The organism is Achromobacter sp. NPDC008082 (assembly GCF_042957345.1).
Taxonomy (GTDB): Bacteria; Pseudomonadota; Gammaproteobacteria; order Burkholderiales; family Burkholderiaceae_B; genus Achromobacter; species Achromobacter kerstersii_A.
The window spans coordinates 258,815-275,807 of sequence record NZ_JBIBIB010000007.1 but is presented as its reverse complement, the minus strand read 5'-3'; the positions used below and the strand labels follow the sequence as shown (position 1 = coordinate 275,807).

Sequence of the window (16,993 nt, the reverse complement as noted above, 5' to 3'; positions counted from 1 at the left end):
GGTTCTTAAGCGGCGTTCACCCACCCCGCGTCATGCCACCTGCGCGGCCAGGTCCACGCGGAACACGCTGCCGCGCCCCGGCGCCGACTGCAACGACACACGCCAACCCTGGTGCGCGCAGATGCGCTGCACCAGCGACAGGCCCAGCCCCAGGTTGCCGGCATCCGGCTGTTCGCCACGCACGAAGGGGCTGAAAATGGCCGCTTGGCGTTCGGCCGGAATGCCCGGCCCGTTGTCGGCCACCTGCATGAAATCCGCCCCCGCCGTGATGACGACCTGCGCTTGCGGCCCCGCGTACTGGAGCGAGTTGCGGACCAGGTTGGACAAGACCGCACGCATCAGCGGCGCGGGAAATTGCAGCGGTTGGGTGTGGGCGCCGGCCTCTTTCAGCGAAAGGTGCATGCCCCGGCGTTCGGCCACGCCCGCCCACGCCGCCAGTTGCCCGCGTGCCGTGCTTACCGCGCTTTCGCGGGCGAAGCGTTCGGCGGCGTCGCCCCCGCGCGCCAGCATCAGGTAGGTGTCGAGCCGGTCGCTCATGTCGGATGCGGCGGCTTCAATGCGCGTCAGCCGCGCCTGGCCGTCCGCATCCAAAGCCTGTTCTTCACGCAGCAGCTCGCAGGAGCTTGAGATCACCATCAGCGGCGTCCGCAATTCATGGCCGACATCGGCGGTGAAGAGTTGTTCGCGCCGCAGCGCCTGTTCAAGCTGGTTGTAGGTGGCGTCAAAAGCCGCGGCCAGCTGGCCGATCTCATCAGGCGGATAGTCTTCAGCCAGCCGGGTCTGCGGCGGCTGCGCGCCGCGCGTGTTGACTTGCGCGGCCAGCCGCGACAAGGGCCGCAAGAGCCTGCGCGTGGCCAGAATGCCCAGCGCGAACGCCAGCGCAAGGCTGCCCGCCAAGCCGCTGACGGCGGCCCAGTGCGACGCCACCTGGCTCTGTTCATAGTCGGTGTAGTCACGCAGCAGCATGTAGCGCTGTCCGCCCTGGTCGTCGGCCATCACGTGCCAGATTCGCCCCGCGCGTTCGATCTTGTGAAACCCCGGCGACAGCGGCCGGAGCCAATCTGGAAATGCATCGCTGCCCGGCTCGCCGTGAAAAAAACGGTTGGGCCGGCCGGGGTCGATGCCCGCCAGGAAATCGCCGCGCACCCGCTCCACCGCCATGCCCATGTCGATGCGTTGCAGGTGCGCTTCCAGCTTGCCCACGCTCCAGACCGACAAGCCCGTGAGCAGCCCCGCCACCAGCAGCGCCAACGCCACATAGGTCAGCACCAGATGGCGCGCCAGCCCGCGCCGCGTCGCCGGCTTAGCTTTCATCCGCCGCCCGCAACTGGTAGCCAATGCCGTGCACGGTGTGCAGCAGCGGCGCGCCGTAAGGCTTGTCGACCACTTGGCGGATCTGGTGGATGTGCGTGCGCAGGCTGTCGCTGTCGGGCGGCGAGTCGCGCCATAGCGCTTCTTCCAGCCGGCCGCGATGCACCACTGCCGGGCTTGCGCGCATCAGCAAGGTCAGCAGTTGCAGCGGAGCCGGCGGCAGGCGCAGCGCTTGGCCCGCCCGCGCCAGCGACAAAGTACGGGTGTCCAGCGTCAGATCGCCCACGCACAACACGCGCGCCGCGCTCGCACCGCTTGCGCGATGCAGCAGCGCCTTGACCCGCGCAGCCAGCTCGGCCAGCGCAAAGGGCTTGACCAGGTAATCGTCCGCGCCGGCGTCAAAGCCGGTCAGGCGGTTATCCAGCGTGTCGCGCGCGGTGACCATGATCACGGGCGTGTCGCACGCGGCTTCGGTGCGCAACCGGCGGCAGAGCTCGTAGCCATCCAGGCGCGGCAGCATCAGGTCCAGCACAATCAGGTCGAACCCGCCTTGCGCCGCCATCGCGTAGCCGCGCTGCCCATCTTCGGCGCAGTCGACGATATAGCCGCGCCGCGTCAGGTGGTGGGTGATGTTGGCCAGGATGTCGGGGTCGTCTTCGATGACTAGAACGCGCATGGGGCAAGGCGGGGAATGGAAATCAATCGCACATTTTAGGGGGCTTTGCATCGGCCTTTGGATACGCCGATGCGTAGGCCTTTGGATATGCCGATGCCTTGGCCTTTGGATATACCTTTGCGTAGGCCTTTGCATAGACCTATGTTCAGGTCTTTATAGATGCCTACACAGGCGCCCGCCCCCGCCCCGCCTGCCGCCTCAGTTAGGCTTCAAGTCTATGTCGCGAACCACTTGCCCCAACAGCGTGTAGTCGGCCCGCGCCCGTTCCAGGGCCTGCGCGGGCGTATTGCCCACGATCACCCAACCCAGGTCCTTGAGCTTGCGTTGGATGTCGGGTTCCTTCAGCGACGCCGTCAACGCCGTCTGAACCTTGTCGATGGCGGCGGGCGGCGTGCCCTTGGGCGCGGCCAGGCCGAACCAGCCAGCGGGCACCAGCCCCGTAATGCCCAGTTCCTTCGCCGTCGGCACCTTGGGGTAGCCCTCAAAGCGGTAGTCGCTCGTGACGAACAACGCCGTGGTCTTGCCCGACGTGACATACGGAATCTGCGACGCGGCGTTGTCCATCATCGAGTCCACGTGCCCGCCCAGAATGTCGTTGACGGCAGGCGCCGCGCCCTTGTAGCCAATGATGTTCAGGTTGACGCCGGCCAATCTGGCGAAGGCGGCCTGCGTCAAGTGAGCCTGTGTGCCCAGCCCGGCGTTAGCGGACGTCAGGCCGCCGGATTTCTGCTTGCTAAGCGCCTTGAACGACGCGTAGTCCTGCGCCGGAAAATCCTTGCTGACGACAAACACGAACGGCACTTCGACCGCGATGGAAATCTGCGCCAGGTCTTCGACGGGGTTGTAGCGCAGCTTGTAGATATGCGGATTGACGGCGATGGTGCCGCTTGCGCTGAGCAGCAGCGTGTAGCCATCGGGTGCGGCGCGTACGACGTGTTCGGTGGCGATCGACCCGCCCGCCCCCGATTTGCTTTCCACGATGACGGGCTGGCCCAGCTTTTTGGACATCGCATCGGCCAGCAGCCGCGTCATGGTGTCCGACGCCGAGCCCGGCGCATAGGGATAAACAATCGTGATGGGTTTGGTGGGATAGGCATCCGCCGCGTAGGCCGGCGTCAGCCCCCACGACATCAGCAATGCAGCGAATCCTGCGCTAAAACGTTTCATGGTTTTTCCCCGTGGATATCAGGTAGTGTGGTGGATTGTTTGTATGAGCGGAATGGCAAGCGCCGAATACCAGGCCAGTTCGGGCAGCATGTCTTGCCGGTACCAGCCCGCTTCATGCAGCAGGTTCAATGACGCAATGGTCTGCCCGTTCCATCGCACCGGCACGTTGACCGCGCTTTCACAGCCCAGCGAGAAAATCAGATCGTGATCTGGAAACGCCTGCTGGCACTCGTGGCGGTCCTGGCATAGCCGGGGCTGTCCGGCCTGAACGACGCGGGCATAGAAATCGCTGTCTTCGCGTATGGGTTTGGCGCCATCGGTCGGATAAGCCACAGGCTGGCTGGAAAAGTAGCGGCGGCTAAGGCCCGCCTGCCGATCCAGCACCAGTACCGTAAACAAGCGGTAGCCGATACGCGCCGACAGCGCATCGGCCAATGCCTGCAAGCCGCGCTCCGGCTGCGAATCTTGCGCCAACGCTTGCGCCACGCCGCCTAACGCCAGCGCCTGCGGCTTGAAATCGTTTGAACTCGTCACGGGTCTGCCTCATGAAAGGGATGAGGCATTTTGCGGGCCACGAACCATATCCGGCCAATGAATAAAGCTGAGATATCCATTACCATTTCCGCATGGATGCCACCCCGACTGAACTCTCCTGGACCCGCCGCCTGAAGCTGCGGCACCTGCAAGTGCTGGCCGCGCTGGAAAGCGCCGGCACCGTGACAGGCGCCGCCAAGGCGATGCACATGACGCAGCCCGCGCTGTCCCATTGGCTGAGCGACATGGAAGACCTGGTCGGCACGCCGTTATTTGTGCGCGGCCGCACGCTGACGCTGACCGAGGCCGGGCGCGCGCTGTGGCGATACGCCTGCCGGGTGCTGGGCGACACGGCGCGCACCGGCGAAGAGATCGAAGCGGTCAAAGGCGGCGTGGCCGGGCATCTGCATATCGGCACGATCCTGTCCGCCGCACCGGTTTTGCTGCCGCGCGCCATTGCCGCGCTGCACCAGCGTTCACCCAAGGTGCAGATCGAACTGGTTGAAGGCTTGCTTGAGCCGTTGGTGGAACGCGTGGAGCGCCGTGAAATTGATCTGATCATCGGCCCGCTGGATGTGCGCGCCAGCCGCTCCGGGCTGTGCACCGAATGGCTGATGACCGATACGTTCAGCGTGGTGGCGCGGCGCGGCCACCCCTTGACGGAACTGGCCGCGCCGCGCTGGGAAGACACAGACGGCTACCCCTGGATTTTGCCGCCGCCCGGCATCTTGTCGCGGGTGCGGCTGGACCAGGCGGTGTCGGAAGCGGGCATGCCGCCGCCCCGGCCCGCCGTGCAAACGAGCTCGCTGGTGGCGCTGTTATCCATGCTGCAAGACCGCGACTACATCGCCACGCTGGCCAGTTCGGTTGCGCGGATGTACGAACGCTGGAACCTGATCAGCATCGTGCCCATGCCGTCGCGCCTGGAGTTCGGCCCCATTGGCATGCTGTGGGCGGCGAACTCGCCCAGCATCGTGCTGCCGGACTTGTGCGAGACGCTGCGCGAAGAGGCCAAGCGCCTGCTCGAAGGCGGCGGCGCTGGCCCGGCTTCAACTACTTGACCGTCGCGTATTCCAGCGTCTTGGGCGTGTTCGTCAACACGCGCGGCGTGTCGCCCACCACCACAGTGTCATCCAGCCGGAAGCCGCCGATGCCATAGGCGTAGATGCCGGGTTCGGCCGAATAGACCTCGTTGTCCAGCAAGGGGCGCTGGCAGAACGCCATGTCTTCCGGGTATTCGTGGTGGATGATGCCCACTGCATGCCCGGTGCGATGGCGGATGAAATCCGCGTAGCCGGCCTTTTCGATTTCGGCCTGCGCCGCCGCATCTATCATGCAGACCGGGTTGCCCGTACGCGCCGCGGCAATGGCGGCTTCGTTTGCGGCCTTGGCGGCGGACCACAGCCGGGTCTGCTCGGCCGAGGGCGCGCCGCAGAACCAGGTGCGTTCGTTTTCAATCGTCAGCCCGTTCAGGCGCGGGATGACGATATTGACCAGCACATCGCCCTTGTTGATGCGCGCGCCGCAAGACGCGCCATCGCCATGGGGCGACGCGGAGGCCGGGCCGCTTAACGTCCAACAGCGGATCACTTCGAAATGCTCGCCCGGAAAACGCTTGGCGGCTTCTTGCACGAATAGCGACGCCATCGCAAAGTCCAGTTCTTGCACCAGCCGGCCCGGCTGGATGTTCTCGCGGTAGCGGTCCTGAATCCAATCGGAAATAGAGGCGGCGGCGGCCATCACCGCCAGTTCCTCATCATGTTTTTGCCAGCGCAGCGAGCGGCATTCCGGCGTGGCGGGACGCAGCACGATGTCGGGCAGGATGCGGCCCGCCTGCGCCAGCACAGGGCTGCCGCCTTCAACGGCAATGCGCGACCGCGCCAGCCCCGCGGCCTTCAACCTTGCCGCCAACACTTCAGGCAGCTGCGTAATCAAGGGCAGTCGGTTCGACACGCGCGGATGCTCCGCGTAGTACGTGATGTCCGTGATCCAGACTTTCCCTTGCTCCTGGGAAAACTGCATATGGTGCGTGGACAGTTCGTTCATCACCAGAAACGGCGTGCCGTCACGCGGCACCACGGCAAAGATCGGGCGTTCCCAGGGCAGGACGTCGGTATGGAAGTTGGTCGCAAACTGGAAGAAGTCGGCGGACGTAAAGATGATGGCGTCGACCGCCAGATCGTCCATCAGGGCGGTCATCTTGTCGCGCCGGTAATGCCAGACGGCGTGGGTAAGTTTAGGCATGGCGTTTCCTTATGGGTGAGGGGTATCGCGTAGGCCTGTTGGATTATGGGCAGGCGAAGCATTAGCGCCCAATGAATAAACCTGAGGGGTCCATAAGCGTTATGGCATGGCGCGGCGGCGCCCTGCCTTGGCGGCCACGTCTTAACGATTTCTCTTAACGATTTCTTGAGACGGCTTGGCGGACACTGCGTGTCGATAAGAATGGTTCGCGTTACCCGCAAGCCTGCGGCGAACGGCGCAACCCGGGATGTTTCGATGCGTACGCTTTCTTTGCTTCGTGCGGCCTTGGCCGCTACCGCCCTGCTTTGCGCCGGGTTGGGCGTGCTTGCTGACGCCCACGCGCGTCAGGTTACAGACCTGGCCGGCCGGGTCGTCACCGTGCCTGACCACCCCAAACGCGTGCTGCTCGGTGAAGGCCGCTTCGTGTTTGCGATGGCGCTGCTGGACAAGAAGGACCCGGTCGCCCGCGTGGTGGGCTGGCAAGGCGAGCTGAAGCAACAAGACCCGTATTCCTGGAACCAGCTCGTCACGCGCTATCCGAAAGCAGCCCGCGTGCCGCTGATTGGCAAGACGTCGGAAGCCAGCGTCAGCCCTGAAAAAATCGTGTCGCTGGCGCCCGATGTAGCGGTGTTCAGCCTGAGCGGCCACGGGCCGGGGCGCAACAACCCGATGATCACCGCGCTGCAAGACGCCGGCATTCCCATTGTGTTCATCGATTTTCGCCAGCACCCCGTGCAGAACACCGTGCCCAGCATGCGGATTTTGGGGCAGGCGCTGGACCGCCAGGCTGAAGCCGAAGCCTATATCGCTTTCTATGAAGACAGGCTGGCGCGCGTGCGCAAGATGGTAGACCCCGTGCCGCAGGCGCAGCGCCCGCGCGTGTTTGTGGAAATGCTGGCGGGTGTATGGCCGGCCTGCTGCCACACCACCGGCAACGGCAGCTTTGGCGACTTGCTGGAGGCGGCGGGCGGCGTCAATGTGGCGGCACCCGTCTTGCCCGGCGCAATCGGCGACGTCAGCCTGGAGTTTTTGCTGGACGCCAAACCCGACGTCTACATCGCCACCGGCAGCCGCTCCGAACCCGGCCGCCCTGGCCTGCTGGTCGGGCCAGGCGCCGCCGCGCATGTGTCGGCAGGCAGCCTCACCGCGCTGCTGGCCCGCGATGGCATCCGCGATCTGAACGCAGTGGCGCAGCACCGCGCTTACGGCATCTGGCATGCGTTCTACAACTCGCCCTACAACGTGGCCGCCATCGAAGCGATGGCCGCGTGGTTCTACCCGGAACGCGCCGCCGCGCTGAACCCGCAAGACACGCTGGACACGCTGTACCGCCAGTTTCTGGACGTGGACAACGCCGGCACGTACTGGACGGCGCCTGCGGGGTCTTTGGACGCTTCTGCGCCTTCCGCCCGCTAATCGCGCCATGATCAACCCGACCACGGCGGCCGCACCGGCCTTTACGGCAAGCGCAGACGACGCCATCGCCGCCTACCGCCGCACCGTACGCAAGCGCCGGTTCCTGACCGCGGTGCTGGCGCTGGCCATTCTTGCCAGCCTGCTGGCCGACATCGCCAGCGGCCCGGCGTCGCTGCCGCTTGCCGACCTGCTGCACACGCTGCTGCATCCCGACGCGGCCAGCGCTGGCACGCGCGTCATCGTCTGGCAGTTTCGTTTGCCCTATGCGCTGATGGCCTTGCTGGTCGGCGTGGCGCTGGGGCTGGGCGGGGCCGAGATGCAGACGATGCTCGACAACCCGCTCGCCAGCCCCTACACGCTGGGGGTGTCGGCTGCGGCGGCCTTTGGCGCATCGCTGGCCATCACGCTGGACTGGCATGTGCCGGCGCTGCCGCCCGGCATGGTGGTGTCGATCTCGGCCTTTGCCTGCACGCTGGTGTCGGTGCTGATCCTGGAACGCGTGGCGCGCTGGCGCGGCGGTTCAACCTTGGGCGTAGTGCTGTTTGGCATCGCGCTGGTCTATTCCTTTCAGGCGCTGGTGATGCTGCTGCAATTCGTGGCCAGCGAAGAGGCCTTGCAAGGCATTGTGTTCTGGACGATGGGCAGCCTGGCGCGCGCCAACTGGACCACGGTGTCCGTCATGGCGGCGGCCGTGGCGTTGGCCCTGCCCTTTTCGATGCGCGACGCCTGGAAGCTGACCGCCGTGCGGCTGGGCGAAGAGCGCGCCGCCAGCTTCGGCATAGACGTCAAGCGCCTGCGCCTGGTCAGCCTGCTGCGCGTCAGCGCGCTGGCGGCGCTGGCGGTGTCGTTCGTCGGCACGATTGGTTTTGTTGGCCTGGTCGCCCCGCACATCGCCCGCCTGCTGTTGGGCGAAGACCACCGCTATTACCTGCCCGGCAGTGCGCTGGCGGGTGCGCTGATCCTGTCGCTGGCGTCGGTCGCGTCCAAGACGGTATTGCCCGGCGCGCTGATTCCGGTGGGCATTGTGACGTCGCTGGTTGGCATTCCGTTTTTTCTCACCATCGTCGTGCGTGCGTTAAAGCGCACCTGACGCCCCCTAAGCCTGCATTCCCAAAGGAGACTCCCCTGATGCATTCCCGCCTGACCCTGGCATTGGCCAGCTTGCTCGTCGCCAGCGCGGCGCAAGCCGCCCCCGCTTGCGCTATCGACGTTGAAGGCCGCCCCGGCAAGCAGTTCGGCCCGGACCACATCGTCGTGCCTGCCACCTGCACCGCGTTCACCGTGCGCTTGATTCACACAGGCAAGAACAGCAAGGAAAAGGCCGGCCACAACTGGGTGCTGACGAAGACGGAAGATATTGATGCCGTGATGATCGACGGCATGAAAGCCGGTGCGCCGCACGAATTTCTGGCGCCTGCTGATGCGCGCATCCTGGCCAAGACCCCGATGCTGGGCGGCGGCGAAACCGCCACCGTGACCTTCCCCGTCAGCCGCCTGCGCGCTGGGCAGTCGTACACCTACTACTGCTCGTTCCCCGCGCACGCCCAACACATGCGCGGCACGCTGGTGCTGCAACCCTGACGATGACAGCGCTGCACATCCGCGGGCTGGACGCTGGCTACGGCGGCAAGCCGGTGCTTCAAAACCTTAGCGCCGGGCCGCTGGCCGAAGGCGCGGTCACCGCGCTGCTGGGCCCGAACGGCAGCGGCAAATCCACGCTGCTGAAAACGCTGGCCGGGCTGAACCCAGTGATGCGCGGCGCGATCCTGTTGGACGACGAAGACCTGGCGCGCGCCTCCCCCGCGCGCCGGGCCGAGCGCGCCATGTACATGCCGCAGGCCTTGCCCAAGGGCGTACACATGACGGTGTTCGAATCGGTGCTGGTCGCCGCACGTTCAGGCCGCCAGGGTGTGGGGACCCAAAGCGCAACCGGTCAATCGCTGATGCACGACGCGCAGGCCGTCATCACCGGCCTGGGCATCGCGGCGCTTGCGAGCCGGTATCTGGATGAGCTGTCGGGCGGCCAGAAGCAACTGGCCTCGCTGGCGCAAGCGCTGGTGCGCCGCCCTCGTCTGCTGTTGCTGGACGAACCGCTGTCCGCGCTGGACCTGAACTACCAATTCCATGTAATGGACGTGCTGCGCCGCCAGACGCGCCAGCACCGGCTGATCACCTTGGTGGTGCTGCATGATTTGAACATCGCGCTGCGCCACGCCGACCACGCGCTGCTGCTGCATCGCGGCGCGATCCAGGTCCAGGGCCTGCCTGCCGACGTCGTCACGCCGCACTCGCTGCGTCAGGTCTATCGCGTGCAAGCCCGCGTGGAACGCTGCCCGCAGGGGCAGGCGCAGGTGCACGTGGATGGGCTGGCCGGGGTCTGACGGCACGGGCCAACGACGGCACATCTTGTGCGGCGGTATATACAACGGCGGCACATCCTGTGCGGCGGTATATATTTACCGGTCCAGCCATTCCAGGGAGTCCGCGGAAATGACGAGAAGCCGCATCATGGCGTTTTTTCTCAGCCTGCTTGCCGCGCCCGCAGGCGCATCGGTCGTCTACGACAATCACGGCCTCGTCGTCGAGATCACGACGGGCGGGCGTCAGGACTGGAACACCGGCCAGCGCCAAAACACCCGCAGCACCACCATCACGTTCCAAGGCAACAAGCTCTGCGGCAAGGACGTCGGCAAGCTGCTCTACCCCGACGGCCGCGACATGGCCTCAACCGCGTTCTTCTGCGCCGCCAACGCAAAGGCGCTTGAAACCGATGCCGTGCTGGCCTACTTCACCAGCTCCAGCGCCGATCCGGTGCTGGCCCACTTGCAGGTCGCCAACGGCGCACTGCGCGTGAACCGGATGGCGCTATCGAACCAGCGCGACCGCGACAAACCCGGCGGCACCCGCTTCGAAGACGCACGCCTGCCAGGCTGGACGCGCGTGGAAACCGCCTGGCAAGAAACGGTGCTGATCCGCCACGCGCCGCTCAAGGCAACGAATCTGGGCCAGGGAAAACTGCTGGATGTGGACGGCGACGTGGCGTATCTGGCCATTGCGCCGGGCCGAGACGTGGTGGTGGTGGAACCCGCCACGCGCATCAAGGACGCGCAGGGCGACATGCGGATCGTGCCCGAAGTCGTCAAGTTCGTGGACGCGCCGCTGGCGTTTCGTGCGGTGCGCTTAAGCGATGGACGGGAGCTGGCGCGCTTGAACTTCAAAGACACGTGCCTGGCGCTGCCCGCCATTGAATTCAACCGGCCCGATCCGCTGTACCCGTCGTCGTCCCGGCCGGAAGTCTTGTTTGACGATGTGCCCGCCTGGCGCGCGGCCACGCTGCAATTGGCGCAAACACAGGGCCGCGCCACGTTGCAGCTTAAGCCCGGCGTGACGTTGCCCACGGCGACGTCACGCGCAAAGGCGAACTGCAAGCCGGGCTGAACGCGCGGGAGTCAAATCGATTTTGGCTAAACCCGGCCCAACCCGGCCAAATCCGGCCAAACCCGACCCAACCCGACCCAACTCGATCCAGCCAGATCAGATCAGAAACTGGCGGTACGCCTCGTTGTGGGTTTCTTCGAAATGCGCGTAGCCCAGTTGCTGCAAGAAGGCGTCCAGCGCCGCGCTATCGGCCAGCGGCGCCTGGATGCCCACCAGCGCCGAGCTGAAATCCGCGCCCTGGTTGCGGTAATGGAACAGGCTGATGTTCCAGTTAGGCGCCATCTCTGACAGGAACTTCATCAGCGCGCCGGGGCGTTCGGGGAATTCAAAGCGGAACAGCCGCTCCCCGCCCGCAAGCGGGGAACGCCCGCCCACCATGTAGCGGATGTGCTGCTTCGAGACTTCGTTATTCGTCAGGTCGCTGGCGGAAAAGCCCTGTTCCTGCAACGCCGCCATGATGTCGGCCGCATCGCCCCGGCGCGCAATCTGCATGCTGACGAAGATGTGCGCCGTGTGCGCGTCGGCGATGCGGTAGTTGAATTCGGTCACGCTGCGCTGGCCGATCACGCGGCAGAAGCGGCGGAAGCTGCCGCGTTCTTCCGGCACGGTGACGGCGAAGACGGCCTCGCGCGCTTCGCCCACTTCGGCGCGGTCCGCCACGAAACGCATGCGGTCAAAGTTCATGTTGGCGCCCGATGTGATGGCCACCATCGACAAGCCTTGGGCGTTTTCCCGTTCGACATATTTCTTCAAGCCCGCCACCGCCAGCGCGCCCGCCGGCTCCAGCACGCTGCGCGTATCCAGGAACACGTCCTTGATCGCCGCGCACACCGCGTCGGTGTCCACCAGGATCACCTCGTCCAGGTATTCGCGGCACAGGCGGAACGTTTCCTCGCCCACCAGCTTCACGGCGGTGCCATCTGAAAACAGCCCCACTTCCGGCAGGTTCACGCGTTCGCCCGCCTTCAGCGATTGCGCCATCGCGCAGGAATCTTCGGTTTGCACGCCGATCACTTTCACCGACGGGTCCACGGATTTCACATAGGCCGACACGCCTGCGGCGAGGCTGCCGCCGCCAATGGGCACGAAGATCGCGTGCAGCGGGCCGGCGTGCTGGCGCAGGATTTCCATGCCCACCGTGCCTTGGCCGGCGATGACATAAGGGTCGTCAAAGGCAGGCACGAAGGTCATCTCGTGCTGTTGCGCCAGCGTTTGCGCGTGGGCGTAGGCGTCGCTATAGGAATCGCCCGCCTGCACCACGGTGACGGTCGGGCCGCCGTGGGCGCGCACCGCATCCACCTTCACCTGCGGCGCGGTCTGCGGCACGACGATAATGGCGCGCACGCCCAGTTTGGCCGCGGAAATGGCCACGCCTTGGGCGTGGTTGCCAGCGGACGCGGTGATCACGCCCCGGTCCAGCGCCGCCTGCGGCGTGTTGCGCATCTTGTTGTAGGCGCCGCGCACCTTGAAGGAAAACACCGGCTGGTTGTCTTCGCGCTTCAAGAACACGGTGTTGTTCAGCCGGACCGACAAGCCGCGCGCCGCGTCCAATTCGGTTTCGCGGGCGATGTCGTAAACGCGCGCGGTCAGAATCTGCCGCAGGTATTCCATGGGCGAGGCGTTGCCGTGCTGGAATGCGGTGTCGGTCGGGGAGGATTGCATGCGGTTCTCTGCTTAGGAAATTTGCCCGGCAGAGGCGGCCACAAAAAACCCGCCTCGTGGGGCGGGTGGCTTGTGACTATTGCGGTCGCGCGCTAACCCACCATTCTTGGAATGATGGTAATAATCAGCGAAATGCGGACGGCGCGGAAATTCATGGCGCAAAGAATGCGCTTGGCGCGGGATTTTGTCAAATCACACCGGGCGGAAACGGCGCCAAGCGTGAATTCGAGAACGCCGCCCGCCATATCCCACGCATATAGCCGCGATATCCTGCTCATAAGACGGCATTTTGCAGCTATTTCCATGCGCGGCGCCCTTGTCACGGGTTTACAATGTCGCCTTCGTGGCAGTCGTACTTCCCAGATTGGCCGAGTCATCGAGCCAACAAATAAAGGGCAGGCGCCTGCCGGATTGAGCAAATCCGGGGTCCGCCCCGCCTCTGCCCATACGAACCCACTCTCGACAACATCTACCGGCGTACGCCGCTTAGCATGTTCGGGTTTGCGCCGAAAGCGCTATGCGCCGAACAGATTCAAGGATCATGTCTCTTACTCCGAAGATTATCTATACCCTCACCGATGAAGCGCCGGCGCTTGCAACCCGTTCGCTGCTGCCCATCGTCCAGGCATTCGCCAAGCCCGCAGGCATTACAGTCGAGACGCGTGACATCTCTCTGGCCGGCCGCATCATCGCGCTGTTCCCGGATTATCTGGACGACAGCCAGAAGCTGTCCGACGCTCTGGCCGAACTGGGCGCGCTGGCCGTCAAGCCCGAAGCCAACATCATCAAGCTGCCGAACATCAGCGCCTCGATGCCCCAACTGAAGGCGGCCATCAAGGAACTGCAAGAGCAAGGCTACAAGCTGCCCGACTACCCGGACGCCCCCGCCAACGACACCGAACGCGACGTCAAGGCGCGTTACGACAAGGTCAAGGGCAGCGCCGTGAACCCGGTTCTGCGTGAAGGCAACTCCGACCGCCGCGCGCCGCTGTCGGTGAAGAACTACGCCCGCAAGCACCCGCACAAGATGGGCGCGTGGTCGGCGGATTCGAAGTCGCACGTGGCGCACATGTCCGAAGGCGATTTCTACGGCACCGAAAAGTCGGCCCTGATCGCCGACGCCGGCGACGTCAAGATCGAACTGACCGCTGCTGACGGCACGAAGACGGTCCTGAAGGAAAAGACCCCGGTCAAGGCCGGCGAGATCATCGACGCCGCCGTGCTGTCGACCGCCAAGCTGAAGTCCTTCCTGCAAGCCCAGATCGACGACGCCAAGACCACCGGCGTGCTGTTCTCGGTGCACCTGAAGGCCACGATGATGAAGGTCTCTGACCCGGTCATCTTCGGCCACGTCGTGTCCGTGTTCTACAAAGACGTGCTGGCCAAGCACGCCGCCGTGCTCAAGCAAGCCGGTTTCGATCCCAACAACGGCATTGGCGACCTGTACGCCAAGATCCAATCGCTGCCGGCTGACCAGCAAGCCGCGATCACCGCCGACATCGACGCCGCCTACAAGACCCTGCCGCAACTGGCGATGGTGAATTCCGACAAGGGCATCACCAACCTGCACGTGCCCAGCGACGTCATCGTCGACGCGTCCATGCCCGCCATGATTCGCGACTCCGGCAAGATGTGGAACGCCGAAGGCCAGCTGCAAGACGCGAAGGCCGTCATTCCCGACCGCAGCTACGCTGGCGTCTACCAAGCCGTCATCGACGACTGCAAGAAGCATGGCGCGTTCAATCCGGTCACGATGGGCAGCGTGCCCAACGTCGGCCTGATGGCGCAAGCCGCCGAAGAATACGGTTCGCACAACAAGACCTTCGTCGTCCCGGCATCGGGCACCGTGCGCGTCACCGACGCGTCGGGCAAGGTCTTGCTGGAACAAGCCGTGGAAGCTGGCGACCTCTGGCGCATGTGCCAGACCAAGGACGCCGCGATCCAGGACTGGGTCAAGCTGGCCGTCAACCGCGCCCGCGCCAGCAAGACGCCCGCCGTCTTCTGGCTGGACGAAAATCGCGCCCACGACGCCCAGATCATCGCCAAGGTCAAGCAGTACCTGAACGACCACGACACCAGCGGCCTGGACCTGCGCATTCTGGACCCGGTTGAAGCCACCAAGTTCTCGGTCAAGCGCATCCGCGAAGGCCTGGACACGATTTCGGTCACCGGCAACGTGCTGCGCGACTACCTGACTGACCTGTTCCCCATCATGGAGCTGGGCACCAGCGCCAAAATGCTGTCGATCGTTCCGCTGGTTGCCGGTGGCGGCCTGTTCGAAACGGGCGCGGGCGGCTCGGCCCCGAAGCACGTGCAACAGTTCCTGGAAGAAGGCTTCCTGCGCTGGGATTCGCTGGGCGAATTCATGGCGCTGGCCGAATCCCTGGATCACCTGGGCCGCACGTACAAGAACCCGACCGCGCAGATTCTGGCCAAGACGCTGGATCAGGCAACGGCCAAGTTCCTGGACGAGAACAAGTCGCCCGACCGCAAGGTTGGCGGCCTGGACAACCGCGGCAGCCACTTCTACCTGGCCATGTACTGGGCCCAGGCCGTGGCCGCGCAAACCGACGACCGCGCCCTGGCTGCGCAGTTCGCTGGCGCTGCGGGTGCGTTCGCCGAAAACGAAACCAAGATCGTGGACGAGCTGAAGGCGGCCCAAGGCAAGCCGGTTGACATCGGCGGCTACTACCAGCCGAACGAAGACAAGGCCAGCCAAGCCATGCGCCCGAGCGCCACGCTGAACCAGGTGCTGGCCTCCATCGGCTAAGCGTCAGGATCTGGCGGTATTGAGTTACCGCCAGTACAAAAAAAGCCGGCAGCCCTTTCAAAGGCTGCCGGCTTTTTTATCGCTTGCGAGCTGGGTTGCCTGGCTACTTCGCCGCCTGCCCTGCGCACATCCGTTGGCGGAACGCGTTGTCGATGTCCAGCCGCCACACGGCGCGCTTGTCGCCCGGTAGACGCGGCGCCACGCCGTTGATGGCGGGATAACGCCCCGCGTCATCGTCCCGGCCCCAGATCCAAAAGCGCGTACCGTCGGCGGACGCGCACAGCCGCGCGGTCAAATCACCGTTTTGCACCAGCACGCGCTTGCCCACGATGGGGTCGAACTCGGCCGCGTCATACAGTTCCTTGCGCCAGTTGTCGCGGGTGGGAATGGCGGGGTCCAGCCAGTCATCCACAATCCAGGCAGGTTCAGACGCCTGCGTGTAAAAGCCCAGGTCAAACGGCAACGCATGCAGCGCGACCTGGGTATCTTGCGGCCGGATTTCACCGCGCAGTTCCTTCATGGTCAGCCCGGCGCTGCCGCGCGGGTTGGCGGCCGCCGCAACAATGGCACCCAGGCAGATCACTACCGCCACGATGACTGCAATGCTTATGCCCCGGCGTTTACCTGCCGCCCAAGCGGGCGCGATACGTTCGCTGATCAGGAACGCCAGCGCAGGGAACACGGGCAGCACATACCCAATCAACTTGGACTGCGGGATGGAAAAGAACACCATCACCACCGCGATCCAGATCGCCATCAGCCGGCGCAAGCCCTGCGGATCGGCGTCACGCCAGAAGCCGCGCGTGAAAATGGCCGCCCCCCAGATCGACCACGGCAAGGCCAGGCCCACCACAATCGGCACATAGAACCAGAACGGCTGCGCGTTATTGAACCCGCTTTGCGCAAAGCGCTCGAAGTGCTGGTAGACAAAAAAGTAGTGGTAGAAGCCCGGAAACTTCATCTGCATCAACGCGAACCACGGCACGGCCACCACGGCGAACGCCAGCAAGGCCGGCGCCCACAGCAAGGCGCGCATGCCGCGCCAGTCGCGCTGCAACACCAGCCAGGCCAGCACGATGGCGCCGGGCAACGCCAGGCCGATCAAGCCTTTGGCCAGTACCGCCAGCGCCGCGAGCACCCCGGTTGCAATCGACATCGCGCGAAACGGCCGTCCTTCTGCGCGCCGCAAGGCGGTGTCCGCAGCGGCCAACACGCACAGCGTGATCATGCTGGCCACCAACATGTCCATATTGGCGAACTGCGCGGCGCCGAAGAACAAGGGCGTGAGGCCCAGGATGACGACCGCCCAGCGCGCCTGCGCCACGTTGCGGTAGCGCGAGACAAACGCATACAGCCCCGCGCCTGCGCTCCATGCGCCCAGCAGCGACGGCAGGCGCGCACTGAATTCATGCACGCCAAACAAGGCGTAGCTGATTTGCGCCAGCCAGTAATACAAGGGCGGCTTATGGAAATACGGCATCCCGTCCAGCAGCGGCACCATGGGCGACTGGCTGCGCAGCATCTCCCACGCCACGCCGGCATACCGCCCTTCGTCAGGCAAGGTCAGCCAGCGCGCCCACGCCAACGCGGCCAGCCAGACGGCCAGCCCTAGCAATACCTGCCAGCCGGGAATGGATCTTTGCGTGGCCGCCGCGTGTGTGGACTGGGCGGTTGGGGTCAGGACGGCGCTCATGCCCGGCGCTCCTGCGCCGCACGAACGGCGGCAAGGCGATAGTGGCCAGAAAATGGGGGCAAGCAAGACTCAAAAGGCATGA

Annotated in this window: 15 protein-coding genes; 7 read left to right on the top strand and 8 right to left on the bottom strand. The window is 65.0% G+C overall.

The window, feature by feature from the left end; translation table 11 throughout:
* Positions 1-30: 30 nt before the first annotated feature.
* The 4 genes from ACFZAI_RS27480 to ACFZAI_RS27465 form a co-directional block, all read right to left on the bottom strand.
* Positions 31-1,314, bottom strand: coding sequence for a sensor histidine kinase (locus tag ACFZAI_RS27480; protein ID WP_391569974.1), 1,284 nt, complete (start codon positions 1,312-1,314; stop codon positions 31-33).
* On the bottom strand, positions 1,304-1,987 hold the full coding sequence (locus tag ACFZAI_RS27475; protein ID WP_391569973.1) for a response regulator transcription factor: 684 nt from the start codon (positions 1,985-1,987) through the stop codon (positions 1,304-1,306). The genes ACFZAI_RS27480 and ACFZAI_RS27475 overlap by 11 nt, the downstream gene beginning before the upstream one ends.
* 198 nt (positions 1,988-2,185) lie before the next feature.
* Complete coding sequence (locus ACFZAI_RS27470) at positions 2,186-3,154, bottom strand: Bug family tripartite tricarboxylate transporter substrate binding protein (RefSeq protein WP_391569972.1); 969 nt, start codon at positions 3,152-3,154, stop codon at positions 2,186-2,188.
* 18 nt (positions 3,155-3,172) lie between these two features.
* Positions 3,173-3,688: a GAF domain-containing protein gene (locus ACFZAI_RS27465; RefSeq protein WP_391569971.1), complete on the bottom strand. Its 516-nt coding sequence runs from the start codon at positions 3,686-3,688 to the stop codon at positions 3,173-3,175.
* A 92-nt stretch (positions 3,689-3,780) separates the two neighbouring features.
* Between ACFZAI_RS27465 and ACFZAI_RS27460 the strand changes: the two genes are divergently transcribed.
* Positions 3,781-4,749 carry a LysR family transcriptional regulator gene (locus ACFZAI_RS27460; RefSeq protein WP_391569970.1) on the top strand — a complete coding sequence of 323 codons (969 nt, stop codon included), beginning with the start codon at positions 3,781-3,783 and terminating at the stop codon, positions 4,747-4,749.
* Here the strand turns inward: ACFZAI_RS27460 and ACFZAI_RS27455 are convergent.
* Positions 4,742-5,932 (bottom strand): M24 family metallopeptidase, encoded by a 1,191-nt coding sequence (locus tag ACFZAI_RS27455; protein ID WP_391569969.1) that lies wholly within the window; start codon positions 5,930-5,932, stop codon positions 4,742-4,744. The genes ACFZAI_RS27460 and ACFZAI_RS27455 overlap by 8 nt on opposite strands.
* A 255-nt stretch (positions 5,933-6,187) precedes the next feature.
* Between ACFZAI_RS27455 and ACFZAI_RS27450 the strand changes: the two genes are divergently transcribed.
* The 5 genes from ACFZAI_RS27450 to ACFZAI_RS27430 all read left to right on the top strand — a co-directional run bounded on the left by ACFZAI_RS27450 (position 6,188) and on the right by ACFZAI_RS27430 (position 10,786).
* Positions 6,188-7,348 carry an ABC transporter substrate-binding protein gene (locus ACFZAI_RS27450; protein ID WP_391569968.1) on the top strand — a complete coding sequence of 387 codons (1,161 nt, stop codon included), beginning with the start codon at positions 6,188-6,190 and terminating at the stop codon, positions 7,346-7,348.
* A 7-nt stretch (positions 7,349-7,355) separates the two neighbouring features.
* A complete protein-coding gene (locus ACFZAI_RS27445; RefSeq protein WP_391569967.1) occupies positions 7,356-8,438 on the top strand; it encodes a FecCD family ABC transporter permease in 1,083 nt (360 codons plus the stop codon).
* Between the two features lie 38 nt (positions 8,439-8,476).
* Positions 8,477-8,929 carry an azurin gene (azu, locus tag ACFZAI_RS27440; protein WP_391569966.1) on the top strand — a complete coding sequence of 151 codons (453 nt, stop codon included), beginning with the start codon at positions 8,477-8,479 and terminating at the stop codon, positions 8,927-8,929.
* A gap of 2 nt (positions 8,930-8,931) precedes the next feature.
* Positions 8,932-9,729 carry an ABC transporter ATP-binding protein gene (locus tag ACFZAI_RS27435; RefSeq protein WP_391569965.1) on the top strand — a complete coding sequence of 266 codons (798 nt, stop codon included), beginning with the start codon at positions 8,932-8,934 and terminating at the stop codon, positions 9,727-9,729.
* 109 nt (positions 9,730-9,838) lie between these two features.
* The gene (locus ACFZAI_RS27430) at positions 9,839-10,786 is read left to right on the top strand and encodes a hypothetical protein (RefSeq protein ID WP_391569964.1); all 948 of its coding nucleotides are present in this window, start codon (positions 9,839-9,841) and stop codon (positions 10,784-10,786) included.
* A 96-nt stretch (positions 10,787-10,882) separates the two neighbouring features.
* Here the strand turns inward: ACFZAI_RS27430 and ilvA are convergent, their stop codons facing one another.
* A complete protein-coding gene (gene ilvA / locus ACFZAI_RS27425) occupies positions 10,883-12,448 on the bottom strand; it encodes a threonine ammonia-lyase, biosynthetic (protein WP_391569963.1) in 1,566 nt (521 codons plus the stop codon).
* 92 nt (positions 12,449-12,540) lie between these two features.
* Positions 12,541-12,753 (bottom strand): hypothetical protein, encoded by a 213-nt coding sequence (locus ACFZAI_RS27420; RefSeq protein ID WP_391569961.1) that lies wholly within the window; start codon positions 12,751-12,753, stop codon positions 12,541-12,543.
* A 236-nt stretch (positions 12,754-12,989) separates the two neighbouring features.
* On the opposite strand from ACFZAI_RS27420, the gene ACFZAI_RS27415 reads away from it, so the two are divergent.
* Positions 12,990-15,218, top strand: coding sequence for an NADP-dependent isocitrate dehydrogenase (locus ACFZAI_RS27415; RefSeq protein ID WP_391569960.1), 2,229 nt, complete (start codon positions 12,990-12,992; stop codon positions 15,216-15,218).
* 103 nt (positions 15,219-15,321) lie between these two features.
* On the opposite strand, the gene ACFZAI_RS27410 is transcribed toward ACFZAI_RS27415, so the two are convergent.
* Positions 15,322-16,911 carry an ArnT family glycosyltransferase gene (locus ACFZAI_RS27410; protein WP_391569959.1) on the bottom strand — a complete coding sequence of 530 codons (1,590 nt, stop codon included), beginning with the start codon at positions 16,909-16,911 and terminating at the stop codon, positions 15,322-15,324.
* Between the last annotated feature and the right edge of the window lie 82 nt (positions 16,912-16,993).